The sequence below is a fragment of the Kitasatospora sp. NPDC008050 genome (genome assembly GCF_042957465.1).
Taxonomy (GTDB): domain Bacteria; phylum Actinomycetota; class Actinomycetes; order Streptomycetales; family Streptomycetaceae; genus Kitasatospora.
This window is the reverse complement of the sequence record NZ_JBIBIJ010000003.1, coordinates 400,907-418,083: the sequence shown is the minus strand read 5'-3', so window position 1 is coordinate 418,083 and position 17,177 is coordinate 400,907. Positions and strand designations below refer to the sequence as shown.

General features: G+C 69.5%; 12 protein-coding genes and 1 pseudogene. 6 read left to right on the top strand and 7 right to left on the bottom strand.

What is annotated here, in order from left to right; all coding sequences use genetic code 11:
* Positions 1-678: 678 nt before the first annotated feature.
* Positions 679-1,230: pseudogene (locus ACFZB9_RS08755) on the bottom strand (TerD family protein); the annotation flags it as partial.
* Positions 1,231-1,337: 107 nt separating this feature from the next.
* Positions 1,338-3,566: an RNA polymerase recycling motor ATPase HelR gene (gene helR / locus ACFZB9_RS08750; protein ID WP_391444972.1), complete on the bottom strand. Its 2,229-nt coding sequence runs from the start codon at positions 3,564-3,566 to the stop codon at positions 1,338-1,340.
* A gap of 259 nt (positions 3,567-3,825) precedes the next feature.
* Between helR and ACFZB9_RS08745 the strand changes: the two genes are divergently transcribed.
* Positions 3,826-4,437, top strand: a complete 612-nt coding sequence (locus ACFZB9_RS08745) for a TetR/AcrR family transcriptional regulator (RefSeq protein WP_391444970.1) — start codon at positions 3,826-3,828, stop codon at positions 4,435-4,437.
* A 72-nt stretch (positions 4,438-4,509) separates the two neighbouring features.
* Here the strand turns inward: ACFZB9_RS08745 and ACFZB9_RS08740 are convergent, their stop codons facing one another.
* Together ACFZB9_RS08740 and ACFZB9_RS08735 are read right to left on the bottom strand one after the other, a co-directional pair.
* Positions 4,510-5,643: an aminotransferase class I/II-fold pyridoxal phosphate-dependent enzyme gene (locus tag ACFZB9_RS08740; RefSeq protein ID WP_391444969.1), complete on the bottom strand. Its 1,134-nt coding sequence runs from the start codon at positions 5,641-5,643 to the stop codon at positions 4,510-4,512.
* A complete protein-coding gene (locus tag ACFZB9_RS08735) occupies positions 5,640-6,293 on the bottom strand; it encodes a transcriptional regulator (protein ID WP_391444967.1) in 654 nt (217 codons plus the stop codon). The genes ACFZB9_RS08740 and ACFZB9_RS08735 overlap by 4 nt, the downstream gene beginning before the upstream one ends.
* Before the next feature lie 268 nt (positions 6,294-6,561).
* On the opposite strand from ACFZB9_RS08735, the gene ACFZB9_RS08730 reads away from it, so the two are divergent.
* Positions 6,562-7,767: a CopD family protein gene (locus ACFZB9_RS08730; protein ID WP_391444965.1), complete on the top strand. Its 1,206-nt coding sequence runs from the start codon at positions 6,562-6,564 to the stop codon at positions 7,765-7,767.
* A 138-nt stretch (positions 7,768-7,905) separates the two neighbouring features.
* The gene (locus tag ACFZB9_RS08725) at positions 7,906-8,118 is read left to right on the top strand and encodes a hypothetical protein (protein WP_391444964.1); all 213 of its coding nucleotides are present in this window, start codon (positions 7,906-7,908) and stop codon (positions 8,116-8,118) included.
* A 43-nt stretch (positions 8,119-8,161) separates the two neighbouring features.
* Here ACFZB9_RS08725 and ACFZB9_RS08720 read toward each other — a convergent pair whose 3' ends face one another.
* Positions 8,162-8,851 carry an Lrp/AsnC family transcriptional regulator gene (locus tag ACFZB9_RS08720; RefSeq protein ID WP_391444963.1) on the bottom strand — a complete coding sequence of 230 codons (690 nt, stop codon included), beginning with the start codon at positions 8,849-8,851 and terminating at the stop codon, positions 8,162-8,164.
* Between the two features lie 413 nt (positions 8,852-9,264).
* On the opposite strand from ACFZB9_RS08720, the gene ACFZB9_RS08715 reads away from it, so the two are divergent.
* Complete coding sequence (locus tag ACFZB9_RS08715) at positions 9,265-9,543, top strand: DUF4193 domain-containing protein (RefSeq protein ID WP_391444961.1); 279 nt, start codon at positions 9,265-9,267, stop codon at positions 9,541-9,543.
* A 341-nt stretch (positions 9,544-9,884) separates the two neighbouring features.
* Here the strand turns inward: ACFZB9_RS08715 and ACFZB9_RS08710 are convergent, their stop codons facing one another.
* Positions 9,885-10,895: a quinone oxidoreductase family protein gene (locus ACFZB9_RS08710; RefSeq protein ID WP_391444959.1), complete on the bottom strand. Its 1,011-nt coding sequence runs from the start codon at positions 10,893-10,895 to the stop codon at positions 9,885-9,887.
* A 1,201-nt stretch (positions 10,896-12,096) separates the two neighbouring features.
* The gene (locus ACFZB9_RS08705; protein ID WP_391444957.1) at positions 12,097-13,506 is read right to left on the bottom strand and encodes a hypothetical protein; all 1,410 of its coding nucleotides are present in this window, start codon (positions 13,504-13,506) and stop codon (positions 12,097-12,099) included.
* Between the two features lie 977 nt (positions 13,507-14,483).
* Here ACFZB9_RS08705 and ACFZB9_RS08700 point away from each other — a divergent pair.
* Together ACFZB9_RS08700 and ACFZB9_RS08695 are read left to right on the top strand one after the other, a co-directional pair.
* Positions 14,484-14,855 (top strand): hypothetical protein, encoded by a 372-nt coding sequence (locus tag ACFZB9_RS08700; RefSeq protein WP_391444955.1) that lies wholly within the window; start codon positions 14,484-14,486, stop codon positions 14,853-14,855.
* Positions 14,856-15,013: 158 nt separating this feature from the next.
* Positions 15,014-17,177: CHAP domain-containing protein (locus ACFZB9_RS08695; protein WP_391444953.1), on the top strand; the 2,164-nt coding region annotated here is incomplete at its 3' end.

Below are 17,177 nucleotides of genomic sequence, written 5' to 3'. Positions count from 1 at the left end.
CGGCCGGGCGAGCAAGGTCGCCGCCAGACCTCAGAAGAAGCCGTCGTCCTCGTAGTAGTTGTTGACCACCACGTCGGGCCGGTCATCGCTCAGCGCCTCGTCCAGCAGGATGCCGCCGAGGATGCCGGCCCCGGCGGCGCCGATCAGGGCTCCGGTGCCGAAGCGGCGTCCCTGGTCCGGCCCGGTCGGCTGGGGATGGCCGCCGACGGGCGGATACCCGGGCTCGACGGCCTGGGGGTAGGCGGGCTGCACCGGCTGGGGGTAGGCGGGCTGGACGGCCTGGGGGTAGGCGGGCTGCACCGGCTGGGGGTAGGCGGGCTGGACGGCCTGCGGGTAGATGGGCTGCGGGTAGGTGGGCTGCGGGTAGGCGGGTTGGGGGTGGACGGCTTCGGCCGGCTGGGGCGGGGTGTAGAAGGGCGGCGGTGTGGTCAGCACCCGCTGCGCGCAGGCCCCGCACGCGTGGACCTCGCGGGCCGTGCCCCACTGCGGCGACCACACGACGCGGCTGCTGCCGACTCCGTGCACCGGATCGAAGAAGCACGTCGCGGCGGCGCCGACTGCCGTGGACCGGGCCGCTCCGGGCACGGGAACAGGCACGGGCACGGGCGCGGGAACAGACGCAGCCACGGGTGCGGGGGCCGGCGGCGCAGGGGTGCTCGGCACGGGGGCCGGCTGGAGGACCCGTACCCCGAAGTCGGCCGCGATCCCGGCCAGCCCCGAGGCGTAGCCCTGGCCGACCGCGCGGAACTTCCACCCGCCGTGGTGGCGGTAGAGCTCGCCGAAGACCATCGCGCTCTCGCCCGCGGCCGCCTGCGGCAGGTCGTAACGGGCCAGTTCGGCGCCGCCGGCGGGGTCGGTCAGCCGGATGTGGGCGCTGCGGACCTGACCGAAGGTCTGCCTGCGCTGGGCCGCCTCGTAGACGGCGACGGCGAAGGCGATCTTCTCCACCTCGGCGGAGACGGCACCCAGTTCGACCTCGATCTGCTCCCGGTCCACCGACCCGGCCGGGGCGGCGCCGAGATGGCGCACCGAACCGTCCGGGCTGCGCAGGTTGTTGAAGAAGACGAAGTTCTGGTCGTCGGCCCGGCCCGTGCGGTCGCAGAGCAGCGCGCTGGCATCGAGCTCGCACCCGTCGAGGGCGGTCCACCCCAGCCCCACGCGCACGGTGCCCAGACCCGGCGCCACCTCACCCAGGGACACGTTGCCGCCCCTCGTCAGGACCACGCCCATGAATCCTCCTTCAGCGCTCTCGCGCGTGTATCGGTCTGCGTCGGCGATAACGCGCTGCCCGCCGCAACGGTTCCCGACTCGGGCGAAGCCGCCTGGAACACCGATGCTCAGGAGGCGGTGGTGAGGATGACGAGCTGGCGGGTGGCCCGGGTCATGGCGACGTAGCGGTCGACCGCCCCTTCGATGCCCTGGCCGAAGCTCTCCGGGTCGATGAGGACGACCAGGTCGAACTCAAGTCCCTTGGACAGCTCCGGCGTCAGCGACCGGACCCGGGAGGCCGCCGGGAAGGTGCGGGTGCCGAGGTCTCCGGTGCCGAGGTCTCCGGCGCCGAGGTCTCCGGTGTCGAGTTCGCCGGTGCTGATGACGCAGGCGGTGCCCTCGGCGTGCTCGGCGAGCCAGCTGTCCAGGATCGCCTCCAGGTCCGCGACCGATCCGTGCCGGACGGGGATGCCGCTGCTGCGGATGGAGAGCGGCACGTTGGCGTCCGGGAGTGCGGCGCGGATCACCGGTTCGGCCTGCGCCATCACCTCTTCCGGCGTGCGGTAGTTGACGCTCAGGGAGGTCACCTCGACCCGGTCGAGCCCGATCCGCTCCAGCCGCTCCTGCCACGACTCGGTGAACCCGTGCCTGGCCTGGGCGCGGTCGCCGACGATGGTGAAGCTGCGGGACGGGCAGCGCAGCAGCAGCATCTGCCACTGCGCGTCGGTCAGTTCCTGCGCCTCGTCGACCACGATGTGCGCGAACGGGCCGGCGAGCTCGTCCCGTTCGGGGCCGGGCAGCGCGCTCTCGTCGATCAGGCTGTCCTGCAGGTCCCGGCCGCGCAGCATCGTCACCGCGCCCTCGCCGTCCTCGTCGGCCTGGAGGATGTCGTCGATGACGCCGGCCAGCCGCTCGCGCTCGGCGGCGATCGCGGCGTCGTGGCGGCTCTTGCGCCGGGCTGCCTGCGGGTCGCCGAGCCGCTGCCGGGCCGCGTCCAGCAGCGGCAGGTCGCAGACCGTCCAGGCCTGGGCGTCGGCCTTGGGGCGCCGCAGGGCGCGAACCTCGTCGGGGCCGAGCCAGGGCGCGCACATCCGCAGGTAGGCTGGCACCGTCCAGAGGTCCCCGACCAGGTCGGCCGCCTCGATCAGCGGCCAGGCCCGGTTGAGAGTGGTGACCAGCTCCTCGTCGCGCTGCAGCTGCCGCAGCAGCAGCTCGGGCGTGACGTCCTCGTCGTCGAGCTGGTCCAGCAGGATCGCGAGCAGCTCCTCCCAGATCTGCTCGCGTGCCTCGTTGTGCGGGGTGCCCGGCCCCGGGGCGTCGAAGGCCTCGGCCCAGTCCTCGGCGCTCAGCCGCAGGTCGGCCCAGTCGGTGCTGACCGTCATCCCCTCGGTGGGCGGCTCCTCGTAGAACCGCACGGCCTTCTCGATCGCCTTCACCATGTCCGCGCAGGACTTCAGTCGCGCCGCCTGCGGGTCGGTCTCGACCGTCGCTTTCGAGCCCTCGGCGACGAGGTCCCGCAGGGTGCAGGTCTGTACGCCCTCCTCGCCCAGGCTCGGCAGGACGTCGGCGACATAGGCCAGGTAGGGCTGGTGCGGACCGACGAACAGCACGCCGCCGCGACGGTGGCCCAGGCGCGGGTCGGCGTAGAGCAGGTAGGCGGAGCGGTGCAGGGCCACCACCGTCTTGCCCGTGCCGGGGCCGCCGTCGACGACCAGGGCGCCGCGTGATCCGGCCCGGATGATGGCGTCCTGGTCGGCCTGGATGGTGGCGAGCACGTCGCGCATCCGGGGCGAGCGGGTGCTGCCCAGGCTGGCGATGAAGGCGGACTGGTCGTCGAGCGCGGCGTGCCCTTCGAGCCGGTCGGTGGTGAACACCTCGTCCCAGTAGTCGCTGATCCGGCCGCGGGTCCAGCGGTAGCGGCGACGGCTGAGCAGGCCCATCGGGTTGGCGTGGGTCGCCGCGAAGAACGGTTCGGCCGCGGGGGAGCGCCAGTCGAGCAGCAGCCGGCGGCCCGCGCTGTCGGTCAGGCCGAGCCGTCCGACGTACACCGGCTCGGGGTGGTCCGCGCTGACGATGTGTCCCAGGCACAGGTCGAGTCCGAAGCGGCGCAGCGCGCTCAGGCGACCGGTCAGCCGGTGGATCTCCAGGTCGCGGTCCATCGCGTCCCGGCCCTTGCCGCCGGGCGCCCGGCGCTCGGCGTCGAGCCGGTCGGAGAGTTCGGCGATCGACTGGTCGAGGCTGTTCGCGAGGGCGGCGAAGTGCCGCTCGTCGCCGGCGATCAGCGCCGGGTCGGCCTTGGGGGAGAGGCGGTCGGGAAGAGCGAACGCACTGGTGGTCAGGGGGGTGGTGTCAGGCACTGGGTGGATCTCCCGTTTCCGCAGGTTCTGGCCTCGGCCAGCGATTCTGCGCCCCCAGGGGGGCCTTGCCGCAAGGCCCCCCATGTGCTATATCCTGAGAGTGGCAAGAGGTGGGTTTCTCCCTCTTGCCTTCGCGGTTTCTCCGGGGTGTTTTCCGCTTCTCCGCAGGTGTTTCCGCCCCCGGCTCCTTTGTGAGAGCGCGGTCGCGTGAGCGTAGTAGACTCGCAGGATCACCGTTTCGGCCGAGGAGGGCGCACTGGTGGCAGAACAGAGCACGGCGGGCCGCGTCAACCAGAAGCTCCGCACCCGCAAGGCGATCGTCCAGGCCGCGGCCGACCTGAGCGCCACCGGCCGCGAGGTGACCATGCCCGAGATCGCCAGGGTGGCACTGGTCTCCGAGGCCACGGCCTACCGCTACTTCCCCGACCTCGCCAGCCTGTTGGGCGAGGCGATCGCCGACCAGCTGCCCAGCGCGGCCGAGGCGCTCGAACCGGTCGCGGACTGCGACGACCCGGTGATCCGGATCGCCGCCGCCACCGAGTTCCTGCTGCGCCACGTGCTGAGCCGACAGGGCGTGGTGCGGGCCCTGATCGCGGCGACCATCACCCGGCCGGGCAAGCCGCACGCCCGCCCCGGCCTGCGCTTCGGGCTGATCGACAGCGCCCTCGCCCCCCTCGACGACAGCCTCGGCGCCACCGATCCCGCCGCCCTCGCCCAACTGAAGCGCGATCTGGCGGTGGTGGTGAGCGCCGAGGCCCTGTTCAGCCTCACCGACCTGCACGGGCTCGACCCCGAGGAGGCCGTCGTCAGCATCGTGCACACGGCCACCACCCTCACCCGCGCCGCGTGCGAGGAACCCTCCCGGGGCTGAACCGGTCGGCGTCCGTGTGCGGCACGTCGGTGGGCGGCGACGCGCACTGGTGGGCCGTCCGGGTGAGCGGCGTCAGCGCTTGGTGCGCAGCCATTGGCGGAACGCGGTCAGGGCCGCCTCGGGGTCGGCGCGGCCGGTGCCGATCCGGAAGCGGTCGGTGGGGGTGGGGGTGAGCTCGGAGCGGTAGACGCTCGCCGGCAGCAGCAGGACGCCGGCCTCCTCGACCAGGCGGGTGCAGAACTCCTCCACCCCCTCGGGGCCGAGGAAGCGGGGGTAGGCGGTGCAACCGCCGTCCGGGGCCCGCCACTCGAAGAGGTCGGGGAACTCGGCGAAGAAGGCGTCGAAGAGCGGCAGGTTGCGCGCGATGAGCGCCCGGTTGCGGTCGAGGATGGTGCTGCGGGCCTTGAGTGCGATCCGGGCCAGCACCTCGCTCGGGGCGGAGTTGCAGATGGTGGTGTAGTGCTTGGCCCGCTCCAGGCGGGAGAGCAACTGCCGGTCACGGCAGGCGATCCAGCCGATCCGCAGGCCGGGCAGGCCCAGCGACTTGGAGGTGACGTTCAGCGACAGCGCGCGCTGCGACAGGTCGGCGGCCTGCGGCAGGGTGCGGGCCGGGTCGCGTTCCAGGCCGCGGTAGACCTCGTCGCTGAACAGGTGGATGCCGCGCTCGTCGCACAGCCGGGCCAGCGCGGTGAACTCGGCGGCGGAGACGACCTTGCCGGTGGGGTTGTGCGGGAAGTTCACCGACACCACCCGGGTGTTCGGCCGGATCGCCGCCCGCACCGCGTCCAGGTCCAGCGCCCAGTCGCGGTCGGGGTCCAGGGCCACGCCGCTGACCTCGCAGAGCGCGAGCGGCACCGTCTCGGCGGACTGGTAGTTCGGGGTCACCACGACCGCGTGGTCGCCGGCGTCCAGCAGGACGTTCATCGCCACGTACAGCGCCTCCTCGGCGCCCGCGAAGCAGAGCACGTCGGCTGCGTCCACCCGCTCGTACATGCCGGCGATCACCTCGCGCAGCGCCGGGTCGCCATAGGTCTCGGTGTAGCCCAGGGGGAGCTGCCCGAAGGCCTCGCGGTCCTCCTCGTCGGCCAGCGCGAGCAGTTCGCCGATGGTCATGGTCTGGAGGTCGGAGGCCGTGAGGTGGTGGCGGGCGGTGAACTCCCAGCGGGAGAGGTAGGTTTCGAGACGGAAGTCGGGCAGTCGGGTCATGGGGTGTCCTCCATCGGGTTCGGCGCGCGCAGTTCGGCCAGCAGGCCGTAGAGGGTGGAGCGGGAGACCCGCAGGGCCGCGGCGACGACGGGGGCGGCGCGGCGCACGGCGAAGACGCCGGCCTCCTCCAGGCGGCCGAGCACGGCCAGCCGGTCGGCCCGGGTGAGCCGTTCCACCGGGCGGCCGCAGTCGCGCACGTATCCGCCGACGATGTGCTGGACGGTCTCGTTCCAGTCCTGCTCGAAGAGCGGCTCCGGCCGGGCCACGGTGGCGGCGCCGAACGCGGAGAGCACGGCCGCGGCCTGCTCCAGCGGGGTGCGGTCGAGGTTGACGCACAGGACGGCGGTGGCCCTGCCGTCCGGCTCGCGCAGCACGGCGCTGACCGACGACAGGCGCCGGCCGTCCGCGAGCAGCTTCGGGTAGGGGCCGAACACGTCCTGGGCCGAGGGGTCGAGGTCGTCGAGTTCGCCCAGCAGCGAGGGATCGCCCGGGCCGCGGGTGGTCATCGGGTTCCAGATGGCCAGGATCCGGTCCGTGTCCGGGTCGTGCAGCACCACCTCCGCGTACGGGCCGAGCAGCAGTGCGACGGCCTGGCACACCGGTGCCCAGAGCCGTACCCGGGGGTCGGTGGTCTCGGCGGTCTCTTCCATGCCCTCCATTCTGGACTATCCGTCCAGGATGGACAAGCAGTCCACCAGCTTGAGTGGGCGCACTGCCGGTGCCGGCATCGGCAGTGGCGCCGGTGCCGGTGCGGCACCGGACCGCGACGCGGCCGTGACTGCCGCCGCCGTGCCGTCCGCGTGAGCTGATCGGACGTCAGAGACCTGTGGTGATGTCCGGCAAGTCGGCCCCGCTCCCAGGGAATCCACGGGATCCGGGAGTGGGCAGCGGGGCCGATATTTAGGTTAGCCTTGCCTTATGAACAGTGTGCAGTTGGCCGCGAACACGGCCGGATACACCACGCCCCAGCTCTGGCGGATCCTCACCAAGTCCGGCTACTTCATCGGACTGAGCGGCGCCATCGGCGCCACCGCCACCTACGCGACCACCGCGCGTCCGGCGCTGCGCACCGGGGCGGGCGAGGCCGAGGACGGCGCGGTGCTGCGCCACCGGTCGGCGCTCCATCTCGCCTGGGCGGGCGTGGTGTTGCTCGTCGCCGGCTACTTCCAGCTGGCCGCGCGCGTCGCCCGCGCGGGCAAGGGCATGCCGTTCGCCGACGCGCTGGCGCCGGGACGGATCTGGCACTTCCTGCGCGCACCAGCCGGCAAGGGCGCCTGGATCGCGCAGGGCACCGTCTACCTGGTCCAGAGCGTGGTCCTGGTGCTGACCGCCGCCCTGCTGATCGCCCTGTTCGCGCCGGCCGCGCGCCGCCGGCTCGACGCGCTCGCGCTCACCGCCCTGCCGCTCTCCCTCGCCACCACCCTGATCTCCGCCGTCCCCGTCACCACGCCGAAGAACGGCGACAGCGTGCTGGACCTCGTCTTCGACCAGGTCCACATCATCAGCGGCACGGTGTGGCTCGGCGGCCTGGCCCTGCTGGTCGTGCTGGCCACCGCCCGGGGCCGGCTCGGCGACGGCGCCGGCCCGCTGTGGGCCGACATATGGCGGCGCTTCAGCCTCGTCGCGATGGTCTGTGTCGCCGCCGTCGTCATCTCCGGCCTCTGGATGGGCTGGCGGCACGTCGGAGCGATCGACCAGCTCTGGACCACGGGCTACGGTCTGGCCCTGCTGGTGAAGATCCTGCTGGTCCTGGGCCTGGTCACGGCCGGGGCGGTCAACCAGCTCTGGCTGATGCCCCGCATCGTGCGGGCCCGTCGCGCCGACGACACCGCCTCGCTGCGGCACCTGACGCTGCGGCACTTCCCGAAGGTCGTCTGGGGCGAGGTCGTGCTCGGCGTGGGCGTGCTCGCGGTCATGCCCTTCCTCAGCGGCTCGGCCCGCGGCGAGGCCGGCAGTGCGCAGGCCGTCTCCTCGGGCAGCATCTTCGCCGCGGGCGCCGCGCTGGCCCTCGCGCTGGGCGTCTCGCTCTGGGCCACGGCCAAGGCCTCCGAAGCCCTGGCCCGCCGCCCGGACACCGTCGCCGTGCCGGGGGCCGGTCACGGATCCGTGGCGCGGGTCCCGTAGCGGCCGAGGAGGGTCGCCCTGGGGAGCGGCCCTCGCCCGCTGAAAGTTGCAAGTTGCAAGTTGCAAGCGGGACCGGGCCAAGGCCCGGCTGTGGGCTTCGGGCTCCGGTCGGCCGGCGGGTCTGAGAGACTGGGGATCATGACCCCTGACCGTCGCAGCCTCGGGCTGCCCGCCTTCTCCGAGCCCGCCACCGAAGTCTCCGTGCCCGCCCAGTCCACTGGGCACCGCCCGGAGCCGCTGGAGCAGGGCGCGGACTTCCGTGAGCCGCCCGGCGAGGAGGCGCCGGTGCCGAGCCCGGTTCGCCGCCCCACGGGCACCGGCGGCCTGACCTTCTCCGACCCGGGCCGGTAGATCGATCCGACCGGGTGGACGGACGGACCCCCGGATCCGATCCCTACCCGCGGCGCGACGGGCGTGCGGCGGCCGTCACCGCGCCGACGCGTTTGACCGTCCTGGTGACCGGCGCGGACTCGATCTCGCGCACCCCCGGCAGCCTGCCCGCCCGCTCGGCGATGTAGTCGTAGAGGGCGTAGACGTCCGTACAGACGACCGTGCCCAGCAGATTGGTGGGGCCGGTGGTGGCCGCGGCGAAGGAGATCTCCGGGTGCCGGGCGAGGGCCTGCCCGGCCGCCGCGAGTTCGGCGGGTTCGACCTTGATCCACAGCAGCGCGGTGCACCCGTACCCGAGTGCGCCGCTCTCGACGTCGAGGTCGAAGTAGAGCACCCCCGCCGCGCGCAGGGCCTCGATCCGGCGGCGCACCGTCGCCTCGTGCCAGCCGGTCGCCGTGGCGAGCTCGGTGTTGCTCACCCGTCCGTCACCGGCCAGCTCCGCCAGCAGCACCTGGTCGTCCTGGTCGAGCGCGATCGGGCCCTGCGGCGGCCGTGACGAGGCCGGCGGCCCGGGCTCGGGTGCGAGCGCCGCGACCTGCGCCGCAGTCAGTGCGGAGGTTGTCGCGTTCCATCCGGTCGGGCCGCCCCAGAAGGTGCGCAGCAGGCAGTGCGCGCTCATCCCGGTGACCGGGCGGGTGGCCGGGAGCTTGCCGAGCAGCAGCACATCGCGCTCCCGGTCGCTGCTGGTGCGCACGAGGCAGACGACTCTGCGTGAAGGGTCTTGCTCGTAGCCTGAGGTTCCAGCCAAGTTACGGTCCTCTACCGGGTCTTCATCGGCGGTCGCCGTATCCCTGCGTCTTCACGGGTGTCTCTCCCCAGTCATCCCCTACCCACGGGAACGCCACCGGCGGTTCCGCCTCTCAACTGTCCTGGTCCGCGGGCAGGCCAGTGCCTCTGGGCGCCACATCAGTTGAGGCCATAACTCACGGCAGGCGCGCCGAATGCCACTCCTTTCGAATGACAAGTGCACGCCATAGACGCTGCTTCATGCCGATATCCGAGATCGTGGCACCACGAAGGGGTTTGTGTCACGGGCTGCCCGAGAGCCTGGGAAGGGCAGACTCGGGCCGACCCTGGTTTGCACCCTCTGACGAGAGAAGACACCACGTGGCGCACGAGACAGATGCTGACGACCTCGGTGCGGACAGCCTTGAGGAACTGAAGGCCCGTCGGAACGACAAGTCGGCCAGCTCAGTTGACGTCGACGATTTCCAAGCTGAGGGCATGGAACTGCCGGGCGCTGACCTCTCCAACGAAGGGCTCGCCGTCCGGGTACTCCCGAAAGACGCAGACGAGTTCACGTGTATGAGCTGCTTCCTCGTCCGCCAGCGCAGCGAACTGGCAGGGGAGAGGAACGGCCAACCGATCTGCAAGGACTGCGGCTGAATGCGCGAGCCCACCAGCTACCAGGGCTGGGGCAGCGGTCCCATCCTTGCTTTACTGGTGAGCTCGCCTATTCAACTGTCGCCAGTTCGCCGTGGAGTCCGGCCCGATGGTGACCGTAGGTGATCGCCGGCGGCGTACTGGCTCCAGGTGGTGCCCGGTGCGCAATGGCATCGCTCGGAGGTCGACGATTCAGAGTGAGGACAGCCGAAGCGTCAATCGGGGATCGGGTCAGACCCTTGAGCGGTGCCTCGCACATCCTCACAGTCGGGGATCTTGGCGATGACGGTCGGCCATGCCCTCGACATCCCAGTCTTCAAGATCCCCGACCTCGTCACCCGCGATCAGCTCTGCGTCTCCTCGCGGCGTCCAATAGCGGCCGCATCGGGTACGACGAGCAGCTTGCCGGTGGTACGCCGAGCCTCCAGATCGCTGTGGGCCTGGGCGGCCTCGGACAATGCGTAGCGGCCCGTTACGGTGACCTCAAGCGCCTTGGAGCGCACCCACTCGAACACATCGGCGGCCCGTCGGAGCAGTTCGGACCGATCGGCGATGAAGTCCCCGAGGCTGGGCCGGATCAGGGTCAGCGAACCGCCGTGGGCGAGCCGAATCGGATCAAACGCAGGCACGGCACCACTTGCCGCGCCGAAGAGCACGAGATGGCCGCGGGTTCGCAGGCTGGCGAGGCTCGCATCGAAGGTGTGCGCGCCGACGCCGTCGAAGACAACCGGCAGTCCCTGACCGCCGTTGAGCCGCCTCGCCTCGGCTGCGAGATCGTCGACTGCGGAGGAAAGGATCACCTCAGCGGCCCCGGCACGCTTCGCCAGCTCGGCCTTCGCCGTGGTCGACGTCGTGCCGATCACCCTGCCGCCGAGATGGGTGATGAGCTGGGTCAAAAGCAGCCCCATGCCACCAGCAGCCGCATGCACGAGCACCGTGTCGCCTGGCTGGACCGGGTAGGCGTCCTTGACGAGGTAGTGCGCGGTCATGCCTTGGAGGAGCACGGCGGCGGCTGTCTCGAAGCCGATATCGTCGGGCAGCGGCACGAGCCGGGAGGAGTCCACGACGGCCCGCTCGGCATACGTGCCGGGAACCTCCACCCAACCGACCCGGTCCCCGACTGCGACGTCAGCGACGCCGGGTCCAACTTCGACGACCGTGCCGGCGCCCTCAGCGCCCGGGGTGAAGGGCAGCGGGAGGCTGTACCGGCCTTCGCGGTGGTAGACGTCGAGGAAGTTGACCCCGGATGCGGCGACCTCCACGAGCGCCTCGCCCGGACCCGGCCGCGGCTGGTCCACCTCGGCCTCCTGCAGCACCTCGGGACCGCCCACTTCGTACACCTGAATCGCTCGCATGACCCCTCCTATAACGGCTCATCCCCCGCCAACCCCGTTGATGGCGATCCGATTCCCGGCAAGCAGACCAGCCCGCCGCCCCCGCCGAGAGCTGAGACGCCTGCTTTGCACCCGGGTCTGGGACAGGAGACCGAGGCCGTCAAGGGTCGACGAAGGCACCACCTGCCGCTTCCGCACCGCCGTACGGCCACCCACCATAAACGGGCCGCGGACGACCGTCTTGTTCGGACCCCCGGACCCGGCAACCTTCCGCACGATGGTGGACACCCGGATCGCGGACCTCCGGCTCGTCCTGGACCGGCTCAGCTACCTTCCGCTCGCCCGGGTCATGGACTCCGGCCTCGGTACTGGTGGGCTCGCGTATTCAACCGTCGCAGCTTCCCCGAGGAGCCCAGCCCGCCGGTGACCGGGTGTGATCGCCGGCGGCGTATCGGCTCCAGTTTCCGTCGGCCTCTCGGAGGAGGCGGCTGGTGGTCTTGTCGTGGTAGCCGAGGGCGTCCGCGACGACGGGGGCGGGCAGTTCGAGAAGTTGCTGTCGGATGGCGGCGCCGCGGGCGGCGGCGACCGGGATGCCGATCTCACCCAGGAGTGCGGACAGGTGGTCGGGGCGGGCCGGCTGGCCGGCTCGGCCTTCAGGTGCTCGGGTTCTGCGATGCCGGCCAGGTGACCGGGCAGCCATCGTTGGAAGGAGCAGATGTACTTGTCGACGGCGGGCAGGACTCCGCTGGCCATCAGGAGTTCTTCCAGATGGGCCGCTGCCCGCCAGGGCTGGAGTTCGTGGAAGGCGTCGTGGGTCAGGGGGATCTGTCCGTGGCCGAGCCGCCGCAGCATCTGGGAGGCGTTTCCGAGATGGTTGCGGCGCATCGCCAGCCAGGCCAGGCCGCTCCTGGGCTCGTCCATCGCCACCAGCAGGTTGAACAAGGGTGTCAGCGCGGGCCGGACGCGGCCGGTGCCGTCGTCCAGGAGGGCGGTCAGCCGGTCGGTGAGCGTGCAGCGTTCGCAGGGCCCTCCGCCCAGCAGTTTGCCCTCGAAGCCGCAGCGCGAGCAGTCGAAGGTCTGGGAGAAGCCGGCGCAGGTCGTGCAGATCGCGGAGCCGTCGACGGGATGACGCCCGGGGAGGGCGCGGTCCTGGCCGCATCCTGGGCACCAGGGGCCTTACGTGTGCCCGTAGTTGGCACTTCATCGTGGTGACGGTCAGTGGTCAGGGGGTCGGGGCGACGGTCAGGCAGGTGGTCGAGGGAGGCACGGTGAATCCGGCGCCGGTGACCGTCGCGGTCTGTGCGGCCAGGCAGGTGGGGGCGATCATCGCGAACTGCACGAACCCCGCTCCGCGCGCCGTGTCCAGGGTGTCGAATGCCTGTGTCCCGGAGATGTTGACTGGCCAGCCGGGGGCGGCAGGGCAGGACGGCGCCGTGTCGATGCTGTTCTTCGTGTTCGTGCCCGCCGTGTACGGACCCAGGCTCGGCGACGTGATGGTCGTGGTGAGCTGCGGGCCGTTGCCGGTACCGGCGATCTGACGCACGCAGTTGTGCAGATTCAGGTAGCGGTTCCCGAGCAGGTCCAGCGGCTGGGTTCCGGAGATGTTGACGGGCCAGCCGGGGGCGGCCGGGCAGGACGGCGCCGTGTCGATGGTGTTCTTCGTGTTCGTGCCCGCCGTGTACGGACCCAGGCTCGGCGACGTGATGCTCGTGGTGAGCTGCGGGCCGTTGGCGAAGAGCTGGCGGTCGCAGTTGTTCATGTTGAGGTAGCGCCGCCCGAGCAGGTCAAATGCCTGGGTGCCTTGCAGGTTGACGGGCCAACCGGGGGCGGCGGGGCAGGACGGCACCGTATCCGCCGAGTTCGAGACGTTCGACCCCGCAACGTACGGGCCGAGGCTCGGCGCCGTGATGCTCGTCATGAGCTGCGGGCCGTTGGCGGAGAGCTGGCGGTCGCAGTTGTTCATGTTGAAGTAGCGCTTCTTGCCGAACTCCATGGGACCGCTGGTCGCGCCGACGGGCTGGCCGAACAGGCCGGCCGTCGGGGAGATGGTGAGCGTCGAACCGGTCCAGACGGCGGCCTCGTTGATCGCTCCGGACTGCCCCGTATCGGTGTTGCAGATCAGCGAGGAGGTCCTGCCGTCGGCTTCGGTCAGGGTGGGCGTGGCCTCGGAGCCGGCCGGAGTCGTCGGGTTCAGGCACACCGTGGTGGAGTTGGGCGACAGAGTGAAGCCGGGCGGAAGCGTCGTGGAAACCTGCGCGCCGGCGTGCTCGACCGGGTCGGAGTTGTTGTACCAAGCGCGCACCAGCACCGTGGCGCCAGGGGGGACAGTGGGGTTGGACGACCAGGTCGCTCCGTTGTCCGTGGAGTACAACAGGCTGCCGGTCGTGGCGGCCGTCGCCGGAGCGGCCGCGAGCAGCGGCGCCCCCACGAGCCCCAGCGCCAGCGCGGCGGCCGCGACCCGGCGGGTCCACGCCCCCGGGCTGTTCGGTTGCACGGTGTCCTCTCGGACCCCGCGGCCGGAGGCGGTGGTGGTCTGCGAGCCGGTGAGCCGGTAGGCGGATGCCAGGGTGGTAGTGGTGACAGCCCAGCGGGAGAACTTCATGATGCGGCACCCGAAATAGTGATTCGTCATCAAATTACTGTTGAAGCCTGAAGTCGGTGTCCCTGAGCGGGCTCATCGTCCCTACTGGTCAGCGGCGTCCAGGGCGACGCACGACGTAGACGAGCACCTTCTCCTTAGTGACCTTCTCGGGCATCTGAACAACCTCCACATGGTCGGGAATCACCGTCTGGAGCTCACGGGACCGCGGCTCCAGCCCCTGGGACCGGCGACCGAATGTGCGCAGGCGTTCGACGGGAATCGCCAAGCCCACCTGGTGCGCGGGACTGGCCTGGTGGGATGAGTCCCACGCGGCGGTGTGGCGGGCCGACGAGACCATCCTCCTGCCAGGAAAACCGGTCGGCGGCAGCGTAGTTGCCACCGACCCAGAGCTTCCTGATTCCTGGTGGCAAGCACTGACCAGCGGTGCCCAGTCTTTCTGGACTTGTCTGCATATTTACCAGATACATCAAAACGTTGTGAATATTGTCTCACCATGGCGATGATGGGCGACGTCTTGCGTACCGGGCTAGGTACTGGTGTGCTCGTCGAGCCCAGACGACCAACTGGGCCTGGGGGACTTGCCGTCGGCGGAAAGCGGTACGTGCGCATTGGTACTGCCAGCCGGGCGCTCTACCAGCGGAACCGAGTCGGCGGCAACCCGACTCCCGGACAGACGGAGCCCTATGCTCACGAGTCTCCATACCAGCCGCCTGACGCCACGCGGGATCACGGCGATCACTATCGTCGCGCTGAGCCTGCTCAGCGGTTGTGGCAGTAACGTACGTGCGACTGGAGCATCAACGTCGGTCTCGACGCTTGCTACGCAGGCCATACCTGCTGACACGGCGTCAATGAACTCCCTCTCGGACCAGACATCTGTCGCCGCCTCGGCGAGTGCGGTGCCAACAAGAGGCGGCCCGACACCATGGTGCAGGGGTCTGCCGGAGCCGATCGCACAGCAGGTCATGGGGTTCACAGGAGCGAAGAACTTTGACACAACCCAATGGATGTTCTTCTATGCATCAGCCCAGGCTGCACAGCACGCCTATCAGGCTGTTCTCACTTCTGAACAGAACTGCCGAGGCCAGACCCGCAGCGAGCAGTCCAGCTTCGGTGCCCCCACGGACGCATTGATCGTCCAGACTGCTTCTGTCAACGACGGCGCGTCATGGTCACGGCACTGGACCGGAGTAGAGACGCCGGCTGGTGGAACCGAACCCGGAATCCAGACTGACCACGGGTACGTGCTGCAACGCGGCGTAGTACTCACCGTCGTTGACTTCAACGAAGGACCTAGCGCTTCCGCCTCCACTGCACCGTACGACGTGGTCGGCGACGCTGCTGTGCTCCACGCGATTGCAGCCCACCTGTCCACATAAGGGGGCCAGTGCGGCTGAGCCGCCTCAGACCACTCGCCTCCTGGTCATCGACCGGCGGACGCGCTTTCCAGCCGGATCCTCCCGGGCAAAGCCACGCCCCTCAGCGGAAGAACGCCTGCGACAACCTCGGAAAACGTCCCCAGCTTGAGAGAAGAATCATGCTGTTGAAACACATACGTAGTTTTGTCACCGCCCTGTCCTGCGGTGCCCTGCTCGCCTCAGGTCTGGCCGTACTCGCTCCATCGCCGGCTAATGCCGACGCACTCGGTGACGCTATCGCAGCCAAGGCAATGTCCTACATCGGCCAGGACCATACGATGGGCCCGTGGAACGAACTGTGGTGCGGGGACTTCGTCAAACGGGTTTGGACTCAGGAGGGCGTGCCCGCAGAATCCTGGATGTCAAGCTTCGTACCGGATTGGCTGCAGTCCAAGCAGTACCACAACATCGGCACTTACACTCCACAGCCCGGCGATGCCGTGATATGGAACGACGACAACTACAACGACTCGAATGGTAATCCGGGCAGCCATATCTCCATCGTCACCAGCTACGCCAACGGCCTACTGTCAGACGTCGGCGGTGACCAGGGTGGCGGAAAGAACCCGAACAATCTCACTCCACCGCCTCCCTGGTGGTCTACGAGCCATGTCAACATCGACGAGGACAACGGCGGCACCGCATACGACCCCACCAAGCACCTATTTCCCAACACCAACTACGAGATGTGGGTCCGCGGGTACATCAGCCCAGGTACGGGTACCCCGCCACCGCCGACGCCTGCGACCGTCGACCAGGTCGGTACCTGGAACGGCTCCACGGTGAATACCGCGTCTCCGCAGTCCGTATCCGGCACGATCACGCTGACCGCCACCGAGACCAAAGCATCCCGAGTCCTGTACTACCTCGACAACACGAACCCCACCGGCTCGAGTACGCCGATAAGCAGTGGAGACTCCGGCGGTGGGTTAACCCCGCCCCACAAGCTCTTGTTCAACACCACTAGCTTGGCCAACGGCTCAACCCACACGATCACAGCAGCAGCCTTCGACGCGACCAGCACCAACCAAATCGACAACACCAAGACCATGACCATCACGGTCGGCAATGGAATCCACAACGTACAAACCGACGGTTGGGGAGGTCCACCAGCCGACGCCATTCAAGCCGTATCCGTGCCGATCGGGACAACCGGGAAGAACGTCACAGTCGTCAGTTCGACATCTGTTGACATGGCTCGGGCAGGTCTGGACAACGCCGGAGCTGGCGATCAAGTGTGGATAGATCGGTCCTGGAACGGCGGTCAGCAAGTCGGCGACTCGCAACTAGGATTGACGACAGCTCCAGGCGGTTCGGGTTGGCCAACGACCTACTACAACTTCGACGATCCGACAGGTGGACGCCATGGGGTTCTTCGGGCCTGCGCCTCGACCTCGGCAGGAATCACCTGCACACCGTGGATCGGACAGATCTGCCGCAACGGAACCTGCGACGGAACCGGCAACGCCCCAGCAGACGCCGCCCAAGCAGTATCGGTACCGATCGGAACCACCGGCAAGAACGTCACGGTCATCACGTCCAACTCCACCGGACTAGTCCGTGGCGGTCTGGACAACGCCAGCAACGGCGACCAAGTCTGGATGGACCGCTCCTGGGACGGCAGCACCGACCGCTCGGCCTTCGACTCCCAGATCGAGAAGACCACCTCCACCGGCGGCGGCTGGCCGACCAGTTGGATCAACAGCATCAACCCCGACAACAACGAACCCGCCGCAATCCGGACCTGCGCCTCGACCTCGGCGGGAATCACCTGCACACCGTGGATCGGACAGATCTGCCGCAACGGAACCTGCGACGGAACCGGCAACGCCCCAGCAGACGCCGCCCAAGCGGTATCGGTACCGATCGGAACCACCGGCAAGAACGTCACGGTCATCACGTCCAACTCCACCGGACTGGTCCGTGGCGGTCTGGACAATGCCAGCAACGGCGACCAAGTCTGGATGGACCGCTCCTGGGACGGCAGCACCGACCGCTCGGCCTTCGACTCCCAGATCGAGAAGACCACCTCCACCGGCGGCGGCTGGCCGACCAGTTGGATCAACAGCATCAACCCCGACAACAACGAACCCGCCGCAATCCGGGCCTGCGCCTCGACCTCGGCAGGAATCACCTGCACCGGATGGCAGACAGCAAATATGTGGACGTACCTGGATGAGCATTCCTCGATCACGGCCATGCCGAACGGCGACACACAGCTCGTCGCCTACGGCCTGGACCACGTGCTCTACCACAATATCCGCCTGGCCAACGGCGGCTGGC